Here is a 16,666-nt window from a genome sequence, read left to right as displayed (position 1 = left end):
CATGTCCTCCGGAGAGAGCCGTAACCTCCACGCGCACGGAGACGAGGAGCTGTGCGAAGCAGGCATGAGCCTGTACGCCCGTGCCCTGCGCGAGGGCAGTGTGCCCAGGGACGACGGCGAGGCTGCTCCCTGCTTGCTCGATCTGGGACTGTTGCACCCCGACACCGACGACGAGCGGCGCCTGGTGCCCACGGCGCCGGCCGTCGCGCTGCCCCGGCTCCTTCGGACGTTCGACGAGCGGATCGCGGAGGAAAGGCGGCGGGAGGCCCGGCTGGCCGAAGTGTTCGAGCCGCTGATGCGGATCGAGGGCAGCCATACGGCGGTGACAGACACTCCCACGATCAGGGTTCTCCGTGGCAAGGGACAGATCGATCTGGCCATCACGGAGGCCCTGGCCCAAGCGAGCGAGGAGCTGCTCGCGATCCAGCCGCACAACGGCCTGGCCTCCAAAACCCTGGGCACCGCCTTGGAGCGCGATCAGGCACTGCTGGATCGGGGCGCCCGCATCCGCACCCTCTACCAGCATCCCGTCCGCCATACGCCTCCGGTGATCGCCCGCTACGAGCTGCTCCGGGGCGACGTGGAAGCGCGCACCCTCGACGAAGTGACGGAGCGACTACTCGTCATCGACCGTGCTGTGGCGTTCGTCGCGGCAAGCAAGGACCGTACGGCCGCACTGGAAGTCCGCACTCCGGCCCTGCTCACCTTCTTCGTCACCACTTTTGAGCGTCTGTGGCGCCTGGCCACCCCCATGCACCCCGAAGCCGTACACCGCCCAACCCTCAACGGCGTCACCCCCCGCCAGCACGCCATCGCCGCCCTCCTCGTCGAAGGCCACACCGACGCGGCCATCGCGGACCGGCTCGGGCTGAACATCCGTACCGCCCGCGTTCACATCGCCAAACTCGCCGCCACCCTCGGCAGCGAGAGCCGCGCACAGCTCGGTTATCTCATCGGTCGGTCGGGGATTCTGGAAGCCCGGGACCAGGAGACGTGAGGGGCTGTAGTTCCGGGTCGCGGGGTGGGCCGTCGAGGCCGGCCTGGGCTATGCGTACGCCGAGTTGGGTGCGGCTGGCGGCGCCCAGGGTCTCCGAGAGGCGAGCGATGTGGGCGCGGCAGGTGCGGACGCTGATGCCCAGCCGCTCCGCGACCACCGCGTCCTGGTGGCCCTCCGCCAGCAGCGCCGCGATGGAGCGCTCCCGGTGCGTGATGCCCTCTATGCCCGTGTCCGGGAGGGGCGCCGTGAGGGGGATCGCCAGGCGCCAGAGCCGCTCGAAGACGGTGACCAGGTAGTCCACCAGCGCCGGGTGACGCAGTTCGAGAGCGATCGTGCGGTCGGAGCTCGCGGGGATGAAGGCGACCGTGCGGTCGAAGACGATGAGCCGCTCGGTGACCTCGTCCAGGGTGCGGGCCTCGGCCGCGTCGCCCATCAGGTCCATGTAGTTCAGCAGGCCCTGCCCGTGCCGGGCCACATGCGTGTACAGGTCGCGCATGCGCACGCCCCGGCGGCGCAGCGCCATCGCCCGGTGCAGGCCCTCGGAGAGTTCGTCCTCGCGGCGGATGCCGCCCGGCTGGACGGCCAGCACCTCGGACGCGCACGCCTCGGTCGCCTCGTCCATCGCGGCCCGGATCCGGGGCAGTCCGTCGAGCACCCGGATCGCCACGCCCTCGGCGCGCGAGTGGGCGTTGCCGCCGAGGGCCGCGTACCACTCGAAGGCGGACACCGCCGAGCCCATGCGCGACTGCGTCGCGACGACGTGCTCGTGCATCTCCCGCAGCAGCCGTGTCATGACCTCCTGCGGCGAGGTCGGCACCAGCCAGCCCATGTCGTCGGGGTCGGGATGCAGCAGCGCCAGCTCGACCAGGCAGGGCACGGTCCCGGCGTCCTCGCGGGACACCCGGCCGCGTCGTACCGCCCGGGAGTACACCCGGTCCCCCGCCTCGCACAGGCGGTCAGCACCGTGCGGATGCGCTTCCTTCCCGTGCCCGGCCATCTCCTCAACCCCCGGTTCAAGCCTCTTCCGGAGCGCAACTATGCGCGGCTGCACCCGCCTCCGCAACACGGCTTCGACGCGTCCTCGCCCCCTATCGACACGGTGAATACCGATTTATCCCCACCACAGCATGGCTCGTTGCAACAAGCTGATGGCGGTCGCGAATCGGACACCGGGGCGCATGTGCGACGCATGAGGACGGTGAGCAAACGCGCGAACCGCGTGAGCTGCCGGAAATCACCGAGTGATCGTCGTGTTACGTGCCGCATCTAACGTCAGGCCATGGCGGACATATTTGACGCATACGCGTTGGCCGACGCGTGGGACGAGATGTTTGAGCGGCCGGGTGAGGTCAGAACCGCCTATGAGCCGGTGCTGGCGGCACTCCAACCGATGGAACCGGCCGAACTTCGGTTCAGGGCCGATCAGATGGCCCGGTCGTTCACGGACCGCGGCGTGACGTACGCCTTCGCGGGCGAGGAGCGGCCCTGGCCGCTGGACCTCGTGCCACGGGTGCTGGACGCGCTGGAATGGGACCTCATCCAACGCGGGGTCTCCCAACGGGTCAGGGCCCTGGAGGCCTACCTCGCGGACGCGTACGGACCGTGCCGGGCCTTCGAGGACGGCGTCGTGCCCTGGCGGCTGCTCCTCAACTCCCCCCACTTCCACCGGGCCGCGCACGGCGTGGAACCCCCGGGCGGGGTACGCATCCACGTCGCCGGCATCGATCTCGTACGGGACGAGGCGGGCGACTTCCGGGTCCTGGAGGACAACGTCCGGGTGCCCTCCGGGGTCTCGTACGTCATCGAGAACCGGCGGGCGATGACCCGGATCTTCCCCTCGCTCTTCGCCGAGCAGCATGTGCTGCCGGTCGACGGGTACGGGCAGCGGCTGCTCGCGGCACTGCGCGCGGCGGCGCCCGACGGGGTCGGCGACCCGCGCGTCGTCGTGCTCACCCCGGGCCCCAGCAACGCCGCCTACTTCGAACACGCCCTGCTGGCACGGCTGATGGGCGTGCAGCTGGTGGAGGGGCACGATCTGGTCTGCCGCGGGAACCGGGTGTGGATGCGGACCACTCGCGGCGAGATGCCCGTCCACGTCGTATACCGGCGGCTCGACGACGACTTCCTCGATCCGCTGCACTTCCGGCCCGACTCGGTGATCGGCTGCCCCGGCATCATGAACGCCGCCCAGGCCGGGAACATCACACTCGCGAACGCGGTGGGCAACGGCATCGCGGACGACAAGCTGCTCTACACGTACGTTCCCGATCTCATCCGGTACTACCTGTCGGAGGAACCGGTCCTCCCCAATGTCGAATCGTTCCGCCCCGACGAGCCAGGACAGTTGGAGGCGGTCCTCGACCAGCTCGACCAGCTCGTCGTGAAACCGGTCGACGGGGCCGGCGGGCAGGGCATAGTGATCGGACCACACGCGGACCGGCAGACGCTCGATCGCGTACGCAAAGAGGTCGCCGCCGACCCTCGGGGGTGGATCGCCCAGCGGCCGGTGGCCCTGTCCACCTCTCCGACCCTCGCGGGCGAGCGAATGGCCCCGCGCCACATCGATCTCCGGCCCTTCGCCGTGAACGACGGCAGCGATGTGTGGGTGCTGCCCGGCGGGCTCACCCGGGTCGCGCTCCAGGAGGGCAACCTCATCGTCAACTCCAGCCAGGGCGGCGGCTCCAAGGACACCTGGGTGCTCGCGGAGGGACCGGCGGAGGGTCCGGTGGCGGAGCCCTCGGGTCCCCTGCCCGAGGTCGTCCCGCGTCAGCTCGGCCCCGACGGCGAACGCCTCGTCCCGCAGGAAGGGGCGCAGCAGCAATGACGGCCACACCTGGAGTGCCCGCACAAACAGCTCGAACAGCTCAGGCAGCACATGCAGCAGCACATGCGGCTCAAGCCGCTCAAGGAGCAGGAGGTACGGCCGTGAACGACGTGATCCTCTCCCGCATCGCCGAGGCACTGACCTGGACGGGCCGCTATGTCGAACGGGCCGACGCCACCGGCCGCATCCTCGACGCGTATCTGCACCGGCTCCTCGAAGACCCCTGGCGGGACGAGGACATGGCCTGCCGCTCGCTGTACGCGATCCTCGGCGTCGACGCGGGCACCGACCCCGTCGACATGCAACAGGTCCTGGACCAGCTGGCCTTCGACGCCCGCTCGACCTGCTCCATCGAGGGTGCGCTGGGCGCCGCCCGGCTGAACGCGCGCAGCGCCCGCGAGGCGGTGTCCTCCGAGATGTGGGAGTGCCTCAACTCCACCTGGCACGCCCTCGCCGACCAGCGTCTGGCGGCCCGCCGCACCGGTCCGTACGCCTATCTGGAGCTGGTCCGACGGCGGGCCGCGCTCTTCTGCGGGCTCGCCGACTCGACGATGAGCCGGGACGACAGCTGGCGTTTCGTGGTGCTCGGCAGGAGCCTGGAGCGGGTGGACATGACCGTACGGCTGCTGTCCGTACGGGTGCTGGACGCCGCGCACGCCCCCGACTGGCCGACGCTGCTCAGCGCGAGCGGGGCGGACGAGGCGTACGCGCGGGTGTACGGCGGTTTCGGGGACACGGCCCGGGTGGCCGAGTTCCTCATCATGGACCGGGAGTTCCCGCGTTCGGTGCTGCACGCGCTGACCACGGCGGAGGAGTGCCTGGCAGCGCTCGGCCGCCCGCGCCAGGACCCGGCGCGCCGCCCGATCGGCAGGATGCGCACCCGCCTGGAATACCTGGACTCGACGGCCCTGGAGGACGTACTCCCCTCCCTGCTGCGGGAGTTGCAGACGTCGTGCATGGCCTCCGCCGAGGCGGTCGCGGAGAGGTTCTTCCCGTACCAGGGGCCCGTCGAGTGGGCCCAGGAAGGAGCGTGAACATGAACACGAGCGTGAACATGAACACGAACGCGCCGATGACACGTCGGCTCCGCATCCGGCACATCACCCGCGTCTCGTACGCACAGGCCGCGGTCCGCTCCCACAACGAGGTCCGTATGACCCCGCTGACGCTGCCGGGCCAGACGACCCTGGACGCCCGCGTCCTGGTCAACCCGTCCACACCGACCTGGTCGTACTGGGACTACTGGGGCACCCAGGTCACCGGCTTCGACCTGATGGAGCCGCACGAGGATCTGACGATCACTGCGGTGAGCCTGGTGGAGACGTCACCGCCGGCCGACCTGCCACCGGCCCCGACCTGGGCCGAGGTGGCCGACCAGGTGGCGAACTCCCGCCTGCTGGAACACGCGGTCCAGACCTCCCGTACGACCGTCCCCGAGGAGCTGGTGGAGCGGGCCCGCACGGCGGCCGCGGGCCTGGACCCGCACGAGACGGCGGTCGCGGTCTCGGACCTGGTCGCCGACCGGGTCTCGTACATCCCGGGCTCCACCGGCGTGAACACCAGCCCCGCCGAGGCCTGGGAGCAGGGGGCGGGCGTCTGCCAGGACATAGCCCACCTGACGGCCGGGCTCCTGCGTGCACTGGGCCTGCCGACCCGCTACGTGTCCGGTTACCTGCACCCCGAGCGGGACGCGGAACTGCACCGCCCCGTCGCCGGCCAGAGCCACGCCTGGATCGAGTACTGGGCAGGCGACTGGACCGGCCACGACCCCACCAACCGCACCCGCGCCAACGAGTCCCACGTCGTCGTGGGCCGGGGCCGCGACTACGACGACGTGACCCCGCACAAGGGGATCTACCGAGGGGTGGCCGGGGGACCGCCGGAGGTGACGGTGGAGTTCACCCGGGTGGCGTGAGTTCCTGGGGAGCATGAGTTCCCGGCGCCCGTGGGCCCAGAGGTTCAGGGGGTTTTCCACAGATGTGGGAAACCCCCCGAACCGTCCCGGTTACGCGCGTCGACCACGCACCGCACAAGGTGCTACTTGATGCCGAGGGAGTCGCAGGCCGTCTTGTACTTGGCCGTGCAGATCTGGTCGGCCGTGTAGATGCCGTCCTGGATGACCGTCGACTCGATGGTGCTCTTGGTCAGGGCGGAGACCTGGAGCAGGTTGGCCGGGATGTTCTTGTCCGTGGGGCTGGTGACCTTGTCGGGGGTCAGCGAGTCGAACTCGATACCGAAGCCGCGGACGACGGCCACGGCCATCTCGGCGGCGGTCTCGGCCTCCTGCGGGTACGGCTTGTAGACGCTCATGAACTGGTCGCCGATGACGACGCGCTGCACCGCGTCCAGCTCCGCGTCCTGGCCGGTGATCGGCGGCAGGTCGGTGACCCCGGCGGCCTTCAGCGCGGAGATGATGCCGCCGGCCATGCCGTCGTTGGCGGAGTACACGCCCGCGATGTTGTCGGCGCCGATGGCGGAGATCGCCGCCATCATGTTGGCCCGGGCGTTGGCCGGCTTCCAGTCCTTGGTGTCGTACGACTTGGCGATGGTCACCTTGCCGCTGAGCTCACCGAGGGCGCCGTCCTTGAACTGGGCGGCGTTCGGGTCCGTCACCGCGCCGTTCATCATGACGATCTTCTGCGTCTTGCCGCCGGTGAGCTCGTCGGCGAGGGCCCGGCCCTGCACCTGCCCGACCGCCTCGTTGTCGAACGAGACGTACGCGTCGATCGGCCCCTCGGCCAGCCTGTCGTACGCGATGACGGGAATCCCCGCCTCCTTGGCCTGCTTCACCCCGGAGGCGATGGCCTTGGAGTCCACCGCGTCCACGAGGAGCACGTCGACCTTGGCCTCCACCATCCGCGCGAGCTGCTTGTTCTGCTCGGCCGCGTCCTGCTCGGCGTTCTCGTAGACGACCTTGCCCTTGCCTCCGGTCAGCGTGGAGACCTTCTCCTTGATGATGGGGTAGTCGAACTTCTCGTAGCGGGAGTTCGACTTCTCCGGCAGCAGCAGCCCCACCGTGATGTCGTCGCCCCTGGTCGGGCTCGCCTCGCCGCCGTCACTGCTCCCGTCCAGTACTCCGCATGCGGCGAGCATGAGGGTCATCGTGGAAGCCGAGACGGCTACGGCGGTACGACGTATGGCGCTGTTCACTTTCGGGTGCCTTCCGGACGAGGGCGCAACCGTGCGGGCCCAGGTGACAAAAGCCAACGTGGGGGTTCCCGGTGCGTCAAGGAGTAACTGCTAACGAGATCGCAACAGAAACCTGTGGAGAGACCGGGGTGATGTAGGGGAAATCCGTCGGGCAGGGGTCCACAGACCGGTCGTACGAGGGGGTCGAGGGTGGGGCGGACCTGGGCGGAAGCGCCCAGAACACCACGTCCGGGTCAGTGCGGGCACCTGTTCGGCCGCGTACGGATTGCGGTGGCGCGGCTCTCGGAAGTTGCTGGGAGGAGGTGCCGGGAGCAGTCGCCGGAACCAGGCAGCTCGTCCCGCCCGTGTCCACACTCACTCTGGAGTCCCCATGCGCACGCTCTCTCGATGCCTCATACCTCTCCTGGCGGCGGGCTGCCTGGCCGTGACGGCCGGTACGCCCGCGATGGCCACGACGGCCACGACGGCCGACGCAGGTGCCGTGGCGCCGGGCGCGCCCCTGCCCGTACCCGAGCCCGCCCCCGACCCGTGCGCCGTCGACTGGCCCTCGCTCGCCGGGCTCACCGGTACCGGCACGCTCCGCGAGGCGATCGTCGCCTGCGTCGAGACCTACACGGAACGCGACCTCGACAGCTGGCTCCAGGCCCCGCCGAAGCTGCCCGTGGAACAGCCGGCGCAGAAGGAGCAGACGGCTCAGGTGGCGCCGTCGGAAACGAAGGAGCAGGGGGTCACCGCCGTGGAGGACTGGACCGGCGCCGACGCCGCCGACTGGGACGACGACCTGGCCTGCGACCTCGCCGAGATCTTCGACGAGCCGACGGCGTGCCGCCCGGCCTCTGCCGATCCGGCCTTCCTGACAGCCCCCTGACAGCCCCCTGACAAAGGGGTTCACGGCAAAGGGTTCAAAGAGGTTCGTGATTCACGGGAGAGGGTGGGCGGTGTTCCCGCCGGAGAAGCGCCCACCCCTTCCGGCCAGGGACGACACCACATCGGGCCCTGCCCGCATTTGACAGAACGGCTCGGAGTGTGAGCACTCACGGCGGAATTGAATTCCCCAGTGCTCACAATGCAGATCGCCCCGTCAAGGGGGATGAGAACCACATTTTGAGAATGCGGATTCTCGCCCCTCCCGGCGAAAACCGACTGCTACGTTTGGGCTTCGTCCCGAGTCAGGCAGGCGTGCCACAGACGGCAGCCCCGCTCGGATTGCATCGCGGGTGTTCTCGTCCACCGTCGACCCAGCGCGCCCTTTTCCGCTTCGGTTCTCAGCCCATCCCTCTGGAGTTCCTCCATGTCTGCGGACAGCACAGCTGTCACCACTCCCGCACGCCCGGAAACCGGCACCGGCACCGGCACCGGCACCCCACCCCCAGGCCGCCACCTCGGCCTCGCCCTGGTCGTCATCGCGGCGGCCCAGCTGATGGTCGTACTCGACGCCACCATCACGAACATCGCCCTGCCCGCCATCCAGACCGACCTCGGCGTCTCCGACGCGAACCTCGCCTGGATCGTCAACTCGTACGCGCTGGCCTTCGGCGGGCTGCTCCTGCTCGGCGGCAAGGCCGGCGACCTCTTCGGCCGGCGGCGCATGTTCCAGGTGGGCATCATCGTCTTCACCCTGGCCTCTCTGCTGGGCGGCCTGGCCCCGAACGAGGGCCTGCTGATCGGCGCCCGCGTCCTGCAGGGCGTCGGCGCCGCGCTCGCCGCGCCCAGCGCACTGGCCCTGATCACCACCACGTTCCCGGTGGGCAGGCCCCGCAACACCGCGATGGGCGTGTACGCGGCCATGGGCGGCGTCGGCGCCACCGTCGGTCTCCTCCTCGGCGGCACGCTCACCGACCTGCTGGACTGGCGCTGGGTGTTCTTCGTCAACATCCCCATCGGCCTGGCCGTCCTGGCCGGCACCCGCACCCTCGTCGAGGCCGAACGCCACCCGGGCCGGCTTGACGTGCCCGGCGCCATCACCGGCACCGGCGGTCTGATCGCCCTCGTCCACGGCATCACCCGCGGCGGCGAGCACGGCTGGACCAGCGGCTTGACCCTGGCGTCCTTCACCGCTGCCGTCGTCCTGCTGACGGTCTTCCTCTTCCTGCAGTCCCGCAGCTCGCATCCGATGATGCCGCTGCGGCTGTTCCGCGACCGCAACCGCACCGGCTCCTACGCCACCATGCTGTTCATCGGGGCGGGCATGTTCGCCACGTTCTACTTCCTGACCCTCTACATGCAGCTCATCCTGGGCTACAGCCCCGTCAAGACCGGCTTCGCGTATCTGCCGTTCAGCTTCGGCATGGCCGCCGCGGCGGGAGTCAGCTCCAAGCTGGTCACGCACTTCGCCCCGCGGCTGATCGCCGGGCCGGGGCTGTTGGTCGCCGCGGTGGGCATGGGGTGGTTCGCGACGCTGGAGGCGGACTCGTCGTACGCGGCCCATCTCATGCCGGCGATGTTCGTCACCGCGCTCGGTCTTGGCATGGGTTTCGTGCCGATGACGCTCGGGGCGGTGAGCGGGGTCGACCACCTGGACACGGGGATCGCGTCCGCGCTGCTGAACACCGCGCAGCAGATCGGTGGGGCGTTGGGGCTCGCCGTTCTGTCCACGGTCTCCACGTCGGCTGCCGACGGGAAGCTGCCCGATGCTGCCGCGTCGCTGTATCGGGGGCTTGCCATCAAGGACTTCGGGCTTGTGTCCCGGGCCGGGGAGGCGCTGACCCACGGCTACACGATGGCGTTCGTCGCCGCCGCGGTGATGTTCCTGGCCGGTCTCGTCGTCACGGCGTTCGCCGTCAACGCGGGCCGCCAACAACACGCCGAGGGCACGGCCGCGTCCCACATGGGCTGACCCGGGCGTTCTTCGCCCCCGCCGCCCCTACCCTTCCCATCCCTGGGGGCTCCGCCCCCAGACCCCCGTATCGCGCTGAACGCGCTCGTGCTCAAACGCCGGACGGGCTGAGTGGGTGAGCGCTGGCGGGGTGGGTGGGTTGACCGTGGGTGGGTGGGAATCGGCCTGAACGGCCTCGTCCTCAAACGCCGGACGGGCTGAGTGTGTCGGCCCGAGCTGCGAAATCTTCAGCCCCTCCGGCGTTTGAGGAGCGGGGGTTCGGGGGCTGGCCCCCGAGTAGTGACGGGAATGGGTAGGGGCGGCGGGGGCGAAAGAAACCAGGGATCACCCCACCCAAGACCGTCAGCGCAGGCCCCCGCCCTCGTCGTCCGGCGGGCGTTCCGGGAAACGGAGGAGACGGGCCGAGGGCGGGGCCGGGAAGTCCTCGGTGTCGGGATGCCCGGAGACATCCGAGCCGGGCCGGGCCTGCCCGTCCCAACCGGCCGGGCCGCCCGCCGGATCCCCCTCCCCGCCCGTCGCCCTCGCATGTTCGTCCCAGCCCGCGCGGAACCAGTTCAGCTGATGCCGTTGGAGTTCTTCGTCGGTGAGGACGCGGACGGACTCCGGTCCCGCCGCCCGGACCTTCTCGCCGAGCCCGATGAGCAGTTCGCCCACCAGGCGGGAGACGCGTTCGGCCTCGTCGTCCGGGCCGCCTCCTGGATTTCCCATGCCGCGCTCCCTCAAGGCCCCGCAGGCCAATGGCCCGAGCACTCCGGCCCCGTCCCCGACCCCTTCGCCGTCAGCCGCCCTCCGGCAGGAACTGCTGGGCCACCTTGGCGAACAGCGACCGCAGTTCGGGCGGGACACCCATCCGGAGAGCGGCCTCCTCGGCGGTCAGCCACGGACGGTCCTCACCGCCCGCGGGGCGCCCGTTGTCCGGCACCGGCAGATCGTCCTCGGTGAGCCGGCCCGAACGGATGAGCATCTCCCGCAGCGGCACGCCGAGTACGGCCGCGATACGCCGCATCGTCTCCAGGTCGGGCATGGACTGCCGCTGCAGCAGCCGGCTCACGGCGGCCCGGTGCACCCCGGCGTCGTCGGCGAGCTTCGAACGGCCGCCGCCGCGTGGGCTGTCGATGTCGTAGCCCCGGACGCGCAGCAGTCCCTCGATCCAGCCGGCGAAGTCGTCGAGGCCCGCGGCCCGGAAGTTGTGGTCGGCGCGGGCACCGGCCCGTGAGCTCGAAGCCATGAGTCCGCTCTCCCCTCGTCGCCGGGGCAGCGTACCGATCGCACACGCACCAATGTGTGCGCGCGCCCGCGCGTAACTGTGGAGATTCGGCAACTTCCCGCAGCTCAGGAGGGGTTGAGGACCCGCCGTCACATCGACCTCCACGGAACGTAATCACTTGCGTACGCGCTCGCAACATGCAACTCTGTCCGCTCGTTCGCAACTGTCGAACATATGTTCCCATAGATCGGGAGGGGCTGCACGTGCCCGACCAACCACCCGGAGCCGCCACCACGACCACACCCTCGACCTGGCGTTCTCCCGCGCTCGAACCGGCATCGCGCGCCTGCGATCAGCGCCGGCGCCCGGTCCACCGGTGGTGCGAGGTGGACCGATGAGCGGAGACCACGGTGGAGCCGTCTGGATCGCCTCGCTCGTACGCCGCTTCCCGGACCTCGTCGACGAGTTGGCCCCCACGGTCCACGGAGGCCTGCGCGAGCGCCGGGACAACGGACCCGTCGGCGGCACGACCGCCCCGGTCCGCCTCTACGTCTCCGACGCCGTACGGGACATCACCGACGGAGTCGTCGAACTGGAGGAGGCCGTACGTGAACGACTCGGCCTGCGGCCGGTACCCCCCGCCTCCGTGCCGGTACGGCTGCGCCGTATCGCCGGACTGCTGGACCGCATCGCCGCCGACCCGCTGCTCGCCCCGCACGTCGAGGACGAGACCCGGCGGATGGCCGCACGCTGCGCCCGCGCGCTCGGCGACCCGGAGCAGCTCGTACGGCTGCCCGGCCGCTGCCCCGCCTGCGACTGCGTCTCGCTGCGGGCGTTACCCGAGCGGGCCGAGATCAGATGCGTCAATCCCGTGTGCGGGCGGGTACTGGAGGCCGAGCACTCATGACCGGAACCACGAACATGAATCGGGTCGCGAACACCCCTTTGATCACAGCCGAGTTGGCCGCCGACGAGGCGGGCGTCACGACCGCGACCATCCGCAAGTGGGTGCAGCGCGGCCATCTGCGGCCCGCGGGCACACAGGGCCGCCGCCGCCTCTTCCGGCTGGAGGACGTCTTCGCGGCCGAGCGGACGACCCACCTCGCCCGGCACCACGACCACTGATCCCACCGTTCTCGCTGATTCCACTCATCCCGCCGTACGCGCGAGGGGTCCCGCCGCACCACGCGGCGGGACCCCTCATGCGTACCGCCTGAATAACCGCCCGGCATAAGCCAGTTGCATGTTTCCCCTACCGGTGTCACAGTGGATGCAGCGGCAGAGCTGCGCCCGGAGGACGGGCGGCGGACCTGCCGCTCTGTGTTGCCCGGACTCGCCGTGATCACTCTGCTCACCTCGGCCACGGCGAGACGCCCTTCTCTCCGTTCGCTCTTCAGGCTCCGAAGAACAGGAAGAGGAGCGAGAGAGCGAGCACCAGACCGGAGACGATGGCCGTCGGCAGGGCCACCCTTCCGCTCGTCATCTGGCCGGGTGTCTCGACATTGGACAGGTCCTTCGGGTCGTAGACCACGTCGATGACACCTCCAACGAGAGCAGGAGGGCTCCTGAAGGGCCCCACCTTCGCTTGCAGGCTCCTGCCGTCTTCTGCCGTGAACCGCATCACAAGGAAGTTGATTCCGTTCGATCCCCTTTCTCTGTTCACGCATTTCGCGGCGGTGCGGATGCCGCGCTTTCGTAATGCTCTGCCTCGCCGGAAAACTCCGGCAGAGAACCAGAAGACCAAACTCGTCACCATGGCGACCGGTATCGCAGGACCGTACATCTGGACCCCCACTGTCGAGACCGTGCAGGATTTCAAATTCAGTTGTGACATCTCGGGCTGCCACACCCGAAGGACAAGAGGCACGAGGAGGAGCGCCACCATGACCGAAGCCGATGCCAATGCCGTGCGCAGAGCCCTGTGTACGACCTTCCGGACCCCGTTCGCCCCGGTCACCACCCCATCGCGGGTGACGGAGGACGACCGGAAGGAGGTGCCGCCCGATGACGACGACTGAGGCTGACGAGGTCGTCCTGGAGCTGGAGCGGCTGCGCCGCTCGGTCGACGTCGGCTTCGCCACCACCCGTGGCGATCTCGCCCTTCTCCTCCAGCGCGCCGACCAGACCGACAAGACCCTGGACGAGCACGAGACCCGTATCGAGGCCCTGGAACGCACCCGCTGGCCCCTGCCGTCCCTGGCGGCGGCCACGTCGTGCCTCGCACTGGCGCTCACGGTCTGGCAGACCCTGGGCCGATAGCCCTGCCGTTCCGACTGCCGGGAAGGGGCCGGCGGATCCAACTCCCCGGCCTCTTCCCACGGCCGAACCACTCCGGCAACGGCGATCGCGCTCTGCCGCGGACGGTTACGGCGTCCTGGTCGTCGTAGTCATCGATGACGACGTACACCCCCGATCGACATAGTGTTGGCCCCGGAAGCACACTCCATGAAGGACTCTCCGGCCCTCATCCAACACTTCCTTCACGCCCTCCGGGGAGGCGCGGATGCCTGAACTCGACTGGCGCTCCTGATGGCGGGCGAAGCCTTCCGGCATCCGCGGCTCGCCGCGGTCTACGATCCGCTCGATCCCGATCGGAGCGACCTCGACGCGTACGTCCGCATCGCTGAGGAGTTCGGGGCGCGTCAGGTCCTCGACATCGGCTGCGGGACGGGAGTGTTCGCGCTGCTGCTCGCCGATCGTGGGATCGAGGTCGTCGGTGTCGATCCGGCGCAGGCGTCACTCGATGTGGCCCGGGGCAAGGCGGGCAGTGAAAGGGTGCGCTGGATCCACGGTGATGCCACCACCCTCCCCCCGCTCCAGGCCGACCTCGCGACCATGACGGCGAACGCCGCCCAGGAGCTGGCCGATCCGGAGATGTGGCGGAAGACCCTGCGGGGCGCCTACGAAGCCCTGCGGCCCGGTGGGCGTTTCGTCTTCGAGACCCGGGATCCGGCGCGGCGCGCCTGGGAGGAGTGGAACCGCGAGGCCTCGTACGGGACTACGGAGATCCCGGGCGTCGGCGCGGTCGAGGGCTGGAACGAACTGGTCGAGGTCGACGGGCCGCTGGTGACGTTCCGCGGCACCTATGTGTTCGCCGCGGACGGAGAGGTGCTGACCTCGAAATCGACCCTCCGTTTCCGCGAACGCGACGAGATCGAGGCCGACTTGGCCGCGCAGGGCTACGTCGTGGAGGACGTCCGCGACGCCCCCGACCGCCCGGGCCGGGAGTTCGTCTTCGTCGCGCTACGACCGGGGGCCGGGCACCACTGACGCCCCGCCGCTCACGAGAGGGTGCCGACCCCGACCCACTCCCGCAGCAACTCCTCCCGCTCCGCCGCCCGGGGCGATCCGTCCTCCTGCGTCCGGCCCCACTGCGCCATGGCGGCCAGCGTCGCCCGAAGCGTGGCCTCGCCCGCCGTCAGATGGGACAGGAGGGACAGCGAGAGGTCGTACTCCTCCTGGGAATAGCTGGACGCCGCCGCATACACGGTCAAATCGGTGGCCCCGTCGGCCGTTTCGACGAGGACGCTCATCATCGGCGGTGCATCGGTCTCGCCGAGGCTGGTCACGGTCAGCACCATGTCCACCACCACGCTGATCCGACGCCTGAGTGATTTCAACGGGACATCCTCGACGGTCAGCCCACGCACCTCGTCCCACGGCCACAGGTCCGAGCTGCCGTCACCGAGCGACACGACCCCCTCCGGCGTCAGCCGCACCCCCGGGGCGCGCCCGGACGGTTTCGCTCCCACATACACATCGCCCTCGGCTATCCAGAACAGCCCCACCATGGCCATGGGCACGCTCCATTCCCCCCGTGAATCCAACGGATCCGTCGATCGATAGATCAGCAGTCCAGTACATGATCCCAACACATGGGAGGGCCCGGAGACTGTCTCGGCCTCCGGGCCCCTTGACGTGGGTGCCACGGTCACGGCTACGGAAGCCGGCAGTCCCAGCGCACGGGAGTGCTGTTCCAGCGGCCGTACGCGATGTCGTCGTCGGTCAGTGCCGTGACCTCGGCGGTGGGAAAGGGCGTGGTGTCACTGGGCAGCGACCGCGCGACCCCGTTCTGGATCAGCCACAACTTGGCGTCCGGCGTGGTGAGTACGACCACCGAGCCGTACCCGTTGACCGCCTGCGGCTCGCCTTCGCCGAGGACCTCCGGACCGCCTGCGGCCCCCTTCCGCCAGAGCAGGATCGAGGTCGGGCCCGTGGCGTGGACCTCGTACCCGAGCGCGGTGTCACCGGCCACGGCCTCGGCCCTCGACCCGGTCTCCGGGCCGGGCAGGTGCTCGGGGAGGCGCTCCGGGGTGCCGTCGGGGCTCCATCGTGCCGCGTGCGTGGAAGTGTCGGCGCCGGCGTCGGTCCAGCCGACGATGGTGCCGTCGTCATCGATGTCGGTGCCGCGCCCGCCTGCGTCGCCGGGAGGCAGGTCCAGCGGACGCACGTCGCCCGCCGGTGTCCAGAGCACCGGCACGGGCCGCTGACCGGGGGCACCGGAGGCTCCGGAGACCGTGCCGTCCGCGTTGATGGACTCCGGGATGGTGTCGAAGCCCGGCTCGATGCCCGGGAGTGCGCTGAACTCACCGTTCCGGTAGAGCCACCCCGCCGACCGGTAGGTCTCATTGTCGAACTCGGACCCCACGATGTCGCCGTGCGCGTTGATCCCCTTGGCGCCGGTGCGGGTGGTGCCCAGATCCTCTGGCACGCCATCGGTCCACCGGATCAGGTGATACACGAAGGCCGTGTCCATCATGTAGCCGACCTGGAATCGACCGGTGGGGTCGGCGTCGAACACCCCGGCCCGATAGGTGCCGGCGGGTACCGCGAGCTGCTGCCTGGTGCACGGTGCGCCGACCTGCTCCGACCGCTCGGCCGCCGAACTCGCGGCAGGCCAGGCGGTGGTGGCCGTCGCCGTCAGGGCAAGGGCGAACAGAACGCCTCTGGTACGTGTGATCGGTCTCAACATGTCCCCCCGTGTACGTTCGACTGGGTTCGATCCAGAAGTGATTCGGATCCATAAGCCCAGAGGAACGCGAACGGATGGTGACGTACCGTCAAATTCCTTGTGGGCGAGGGGCGCGAGGGACATTCGTGCCAGGCGGCGCCACACGAAGGAGGCCCGGCGGTTCGACTGAACCTCCAGGCCTCTTCATATTATTGACGCGGTGTCAGTCGGTGTCAGTCCGACTGCTGTCGCTTGGGGCGCCACACCACCAGCGCGCTCGTCTGCTGGACCTCCTGGTACGGGACCAGGTCGCGGCGGTACGAGGCGTGGACGGCGGCCTCGCGCTGCTGCATCGCCGCCGCCGCGCCGTCCAGGGCCGCTTCCATCTCCGCGACGCGGGACTGGAGCGCGGCGACCTGGTTCTCCAGCTCGATGATGCGCTTGATGCCGGCGAGGTTGATGCCCTCGTCCTGCGACAACTGCTGGACGGTGCGCAGCAGTTCGATGTCACGGGCCGAGTAGCGGCGGCCGCGCCCGGCCGTGCGGTCCGGGGAGACCAGGCCGAGGCGGTCGTACTGGCGGAGGGTCTGCGGGTGCAGGCCGGAGAGCTGGGCGGCCACCGAGATGACGTACACCGGTGTTTCTTCCGTCAGCTCATATGCGGAATAAGAACTCTGTCGACGGCGTCCGGTTGCGTCCAT

19 protein-coding genes are annotated in these 16,666 nt (G+C 69.7%); 11 read left to right on the top strand and 8 right to left on the bottom strand.

The window, feature by feature from the left end:
- Position 1 precedes the first annotated feature (1 nt).
- Positions 2 to 997, top strand: coding sequence for a helix-turn-helix transcriptional regulator (locus OG718_RS29915; RefSeq protein WP_328845659.1), 996 nt, complete (start codon positions 2 to 4; stop codon positions 995 to 997).
- Here the strand turns inward: OG718_RS29915 and OG718_RS29910 are convergent.
- The gene (locus OG718_RS29910) at positions 951 to 1,994 is read right to left on the bottom strand and encodes a helix-turn-helix transcriptional regulator (RefSeq protein ID WP_143640146.1); all 1,044 of its coding nucleotides are present in this window, start codon (positions 1,992 to 1,994) and stop codon (positions 951 to 953) included. The genes OG718_RS29915 and OG718_RS29910 overlap by 47 nt on opposite strands.
- Before the next feature lie 282 nt (positions 1,995 to 2,276).
- On the opposite strand from OG718_RS29910, the gene OG718_RS29905 reads away from it, so the two are divergent.
- The 3 genes from OG718_RS29905 to OG718_RS29895 all read left to right on the top strand — a co-directional run bounded on the left by OG718_RS29905 (position 2,277) and on the right by OG718_RS29895 (position 5,736).
- A complete protein-coding gene (locus OG718_RS29905; protein WP_306939145.1) occupies positions 2,277 to 3,821 on the top strand; it encodes a circularly permuted type 2 ATP-grasp protein in 1,545 nt (514 codons plus the stop codon).
- A 101-nt stretch (positions 3,822 to 3,922) separates the two neighbouring features.
- Positions 3,923 to 4,855 (top strand): alpha-E domain-containing protein, encoded by a 933-nt coding sequence (locus OG718_RS29900; RefSeq protein ID WP_143640143.1) that lies wholly within the window; start codon positions 3,923 to 3,925, stop codon positions 4,853 to 4,855.
- A gap of 38 nt (positions 4,856 to 4,893) precedes the next feature.
- Positions 4,894 to 5,736, top strand: a complete 843-nt coding sequence (locus tag OG718_RS29895) for a transglutaminase family protein (protein ID WP_328847855.1) — start codon at positions 4,894 to 4,896, stop codon at positions 5,734 to 5,736.
- A 122-nt stretch (positions 5,737 to 5,858) separates the two neighbouring features.
- Here the strand turns inward: OG718_RS29895 and OG718_RS29890 are convergent, their stop codons facing one another.
- Complete coding sequence (locus tag OG718_RS29890; RefSeq protein WP_373466387.1) at positions 5,859 to 6,923, bottom strand: sugar ABC transporter substrate-binding protein; 1,065 nt, start codon at positions 6,921 to 6,923, stop codon at positions 5,859 to 5,861.
- Between the two features lie 418 nt (positions 6,924 to 7,341).
- Between OG718_RS29890 and OG718_RS29885 the strand changes: the two genes are divergently transcribed.
- Together OG718_RS29885 and OG718_RS29880 are read left to right on the top strand one after the other, a co-directional pair.
- Positions 7,342 to 7,839 carry a hypothetical protein gene (locus OG718_RS29885; RefSeq protein WP_328845658.1) on the top strand — a complete coding sequence of 166 codons (498 nt, stop codon included), beginning with the start codon at positions 7,342 to 7,344 and terminating at the stop codon, positions 7,837 to 7,839.
- Between the two features lie 423 nt (positions 7,840 to 8,262).
- A complete protein-coding gene (locus OG718_RS29880; protein ID WP_328845657.1) occupies positions 8,263 to 9,807 on the top strand; it encodes an MFS transporter in 1,545 nt (514 codons plus the stop codon).
- A gap of 342 nt (positions 9,808 to 10,149) precedes the next feature.
- On the opposite strand, the gene OG718_RS29875 is transcribed toward OG718_RS29880, so the two are convergent.
- Together OG718_RS29875 and OG718_RS29870 are read right to left on the bottom strand one after the other, a co-directional pair.
- Positions 10,150 to 10,515: a hypothetical protein gene (locus tag OG718_RS29875; protein WP_328845656.1), complete on the bottom strand. Its 366-nt coding sequence runs from the start codon at positions 10,513 to 10,515 to the stop codon at positions 10,150 to 10,152.
- Between the two features lie 70 nt (positions 10,516 to 10,585).
- On the bottom strand, positions 10,586 to 11,035 hold the full coding sequence (locus tag OG718_RS29870) for a helix-turn-helix domain-containing protein (protein WP_143640135.1): 450 nt from the start codon (positions 11,033 to 11,035) through the stop codon (positions 10,586 to 10,588).
- A gap of 373 nt (positions 11,036 to 11,408) precedes the next feature.
- Between OG718_RS29870 and OG718_RS29865 the strand changes: the two genes are divergently transcribed.
- Positions 11,409 to 11,921, top strand: coding sequence for a hypothetical protein (locus OG718_RS29865; protein WP_306939140.1), 513 nt, complete (start codon positions 11,409 to 11,411; stop codon positions 11,919 to 11,921).
- Positions 11,918 to 12,139, top strand: a complete 222-nt coding sequence (locus OG718_RS29860) for a helix-turn-helix domain-containing protein (RefSeq protein ID WP_260695382.1) — start codon at positions 11,918 to 11,920, stop codon at positions 12,137 to 12,139. Before OG718_RS29865 ends, OG718_RS29860 begins: the two co-directional genes overlap by 4 nt.
- Positions 12,140 to 12,407: 268 nt before the next feature.
- On the opposite strand, the gene OG718_RS29855 is transcribed toward OG718_RS29860, so the two are convergent.
- On the bottom strand, positions 12,408 to 12,545 hold the full coding sequence (locus tag OG718_RS29855; protein WP_186001282.1) for a hypothetical protein: 138 nt from the start codon (positions 12,543 to 12,545) through the stop codon (positions 12,408 to 12,410).
- A 79-nt stretch (positions 12,546 to 12,624) separates the two neighbouring features.
- Here OG718_RS29855 and OG718_RS29850 point away from each other — a divergent pair, with 79 nt between their 5' ends.
- The 3 genes from OG718_RS29850 (at position 12,625) to OG718_RS29840 (ending at position 14,284) form a co-directional block, all read left to right on the top strand.
- Positions 12,625 to 13,032, top strand: coding sequence for a hypothetical protein (locus OG718_RS29850; RefSeq protein WP_143640131.1), 408 nt, complete (start codon positions 12,625 to 12,627; stop codon positions 13,030 to 13,032).
- The gene (locus tag OG718_RS29845; RefSeq protein WP_143640129.1) at positions 13,019 to 13,273 is read left to right on the top strand and encodes a hypothetical protein; all 255 of its coding nucleotides are present in this window, start codon (positions 13,019 to 13,021) and stop codon (positions 13,271 to 13,273) included. Before OG718_RS29850 ends, OG718_RS29845 begins: the two co-directional genes overlap by 14 nt.
- Before the next feature lie 270 nt (positions 13,274 to 13,543).
- The gene (locus tag OG718_RS29840; protein ID WP_328845655.1) at positions 13,544 to 14,284 is read left to right on the top strand and encodes a class I SAM-dependent methyltransferase; all 741 of its coding nucleotides are present in this window, start codon (positions 13,544 to 13,546) and stop codon (positions 14,282 to 14,284) included.
- An 11-nt stretch (positions 14,285 to 14,295) separates the two neighbouring features.
- Here the strand turns inward: OG718_RS29840 and OG718_RS29835 are convergent, their stop codons facing one another.
- From OG718_RS29835 to OG718_RS29825, 3 genes are all read right to left on the bottom strand, one after another.
- Complete coding sequence (locus OG718_RS29835; protein WP_328845654.1) at positions 14,296 to 14,811, bottom strand: hypothetical protein; 516 nt, start codon at positions 14,809 to 14,811, stop codon at positions 14,296 to 14,298.
- Between the two features lie 140 nt (positions 14,812 to 14,951).
- A complete protein-coding gene (locus OG718_RS29830) occupies positions 14,952 to 15,986 on the bottom strand; it encodes a hypothetical protein (RefSeq protein ID WP_306939135.1) in 1,035 nt (344 codons plus the stop codon).
- Between the two features lie 212 nt (positions 15,987 to 16,198).
- Positions 16,199 to 16,666: a heat shock protein transcriptional repressor HspR gene (locus tag OG718_RS29825; RefSeq protein ID WP_055615521.1), complete on the bottom strand. Its 468-nt coding sequence runs from the start codon at positions 16,664 to 16,666 to the stop codon at positions 16,199 to 16,201.

Source organism: Streptomyces sp. NBC_00258 (assembly GCF_036182465.1).
Lineage (GTDB): Bacteria > Actinomycetota > Actinomycetes > Streptomycetales > Streptomycetaceae > Streptomyces.
Note: the sequence above shows the minus strand (reverse complement) of the source record. Positions and strands in the feature narration are given on the sequence as shown.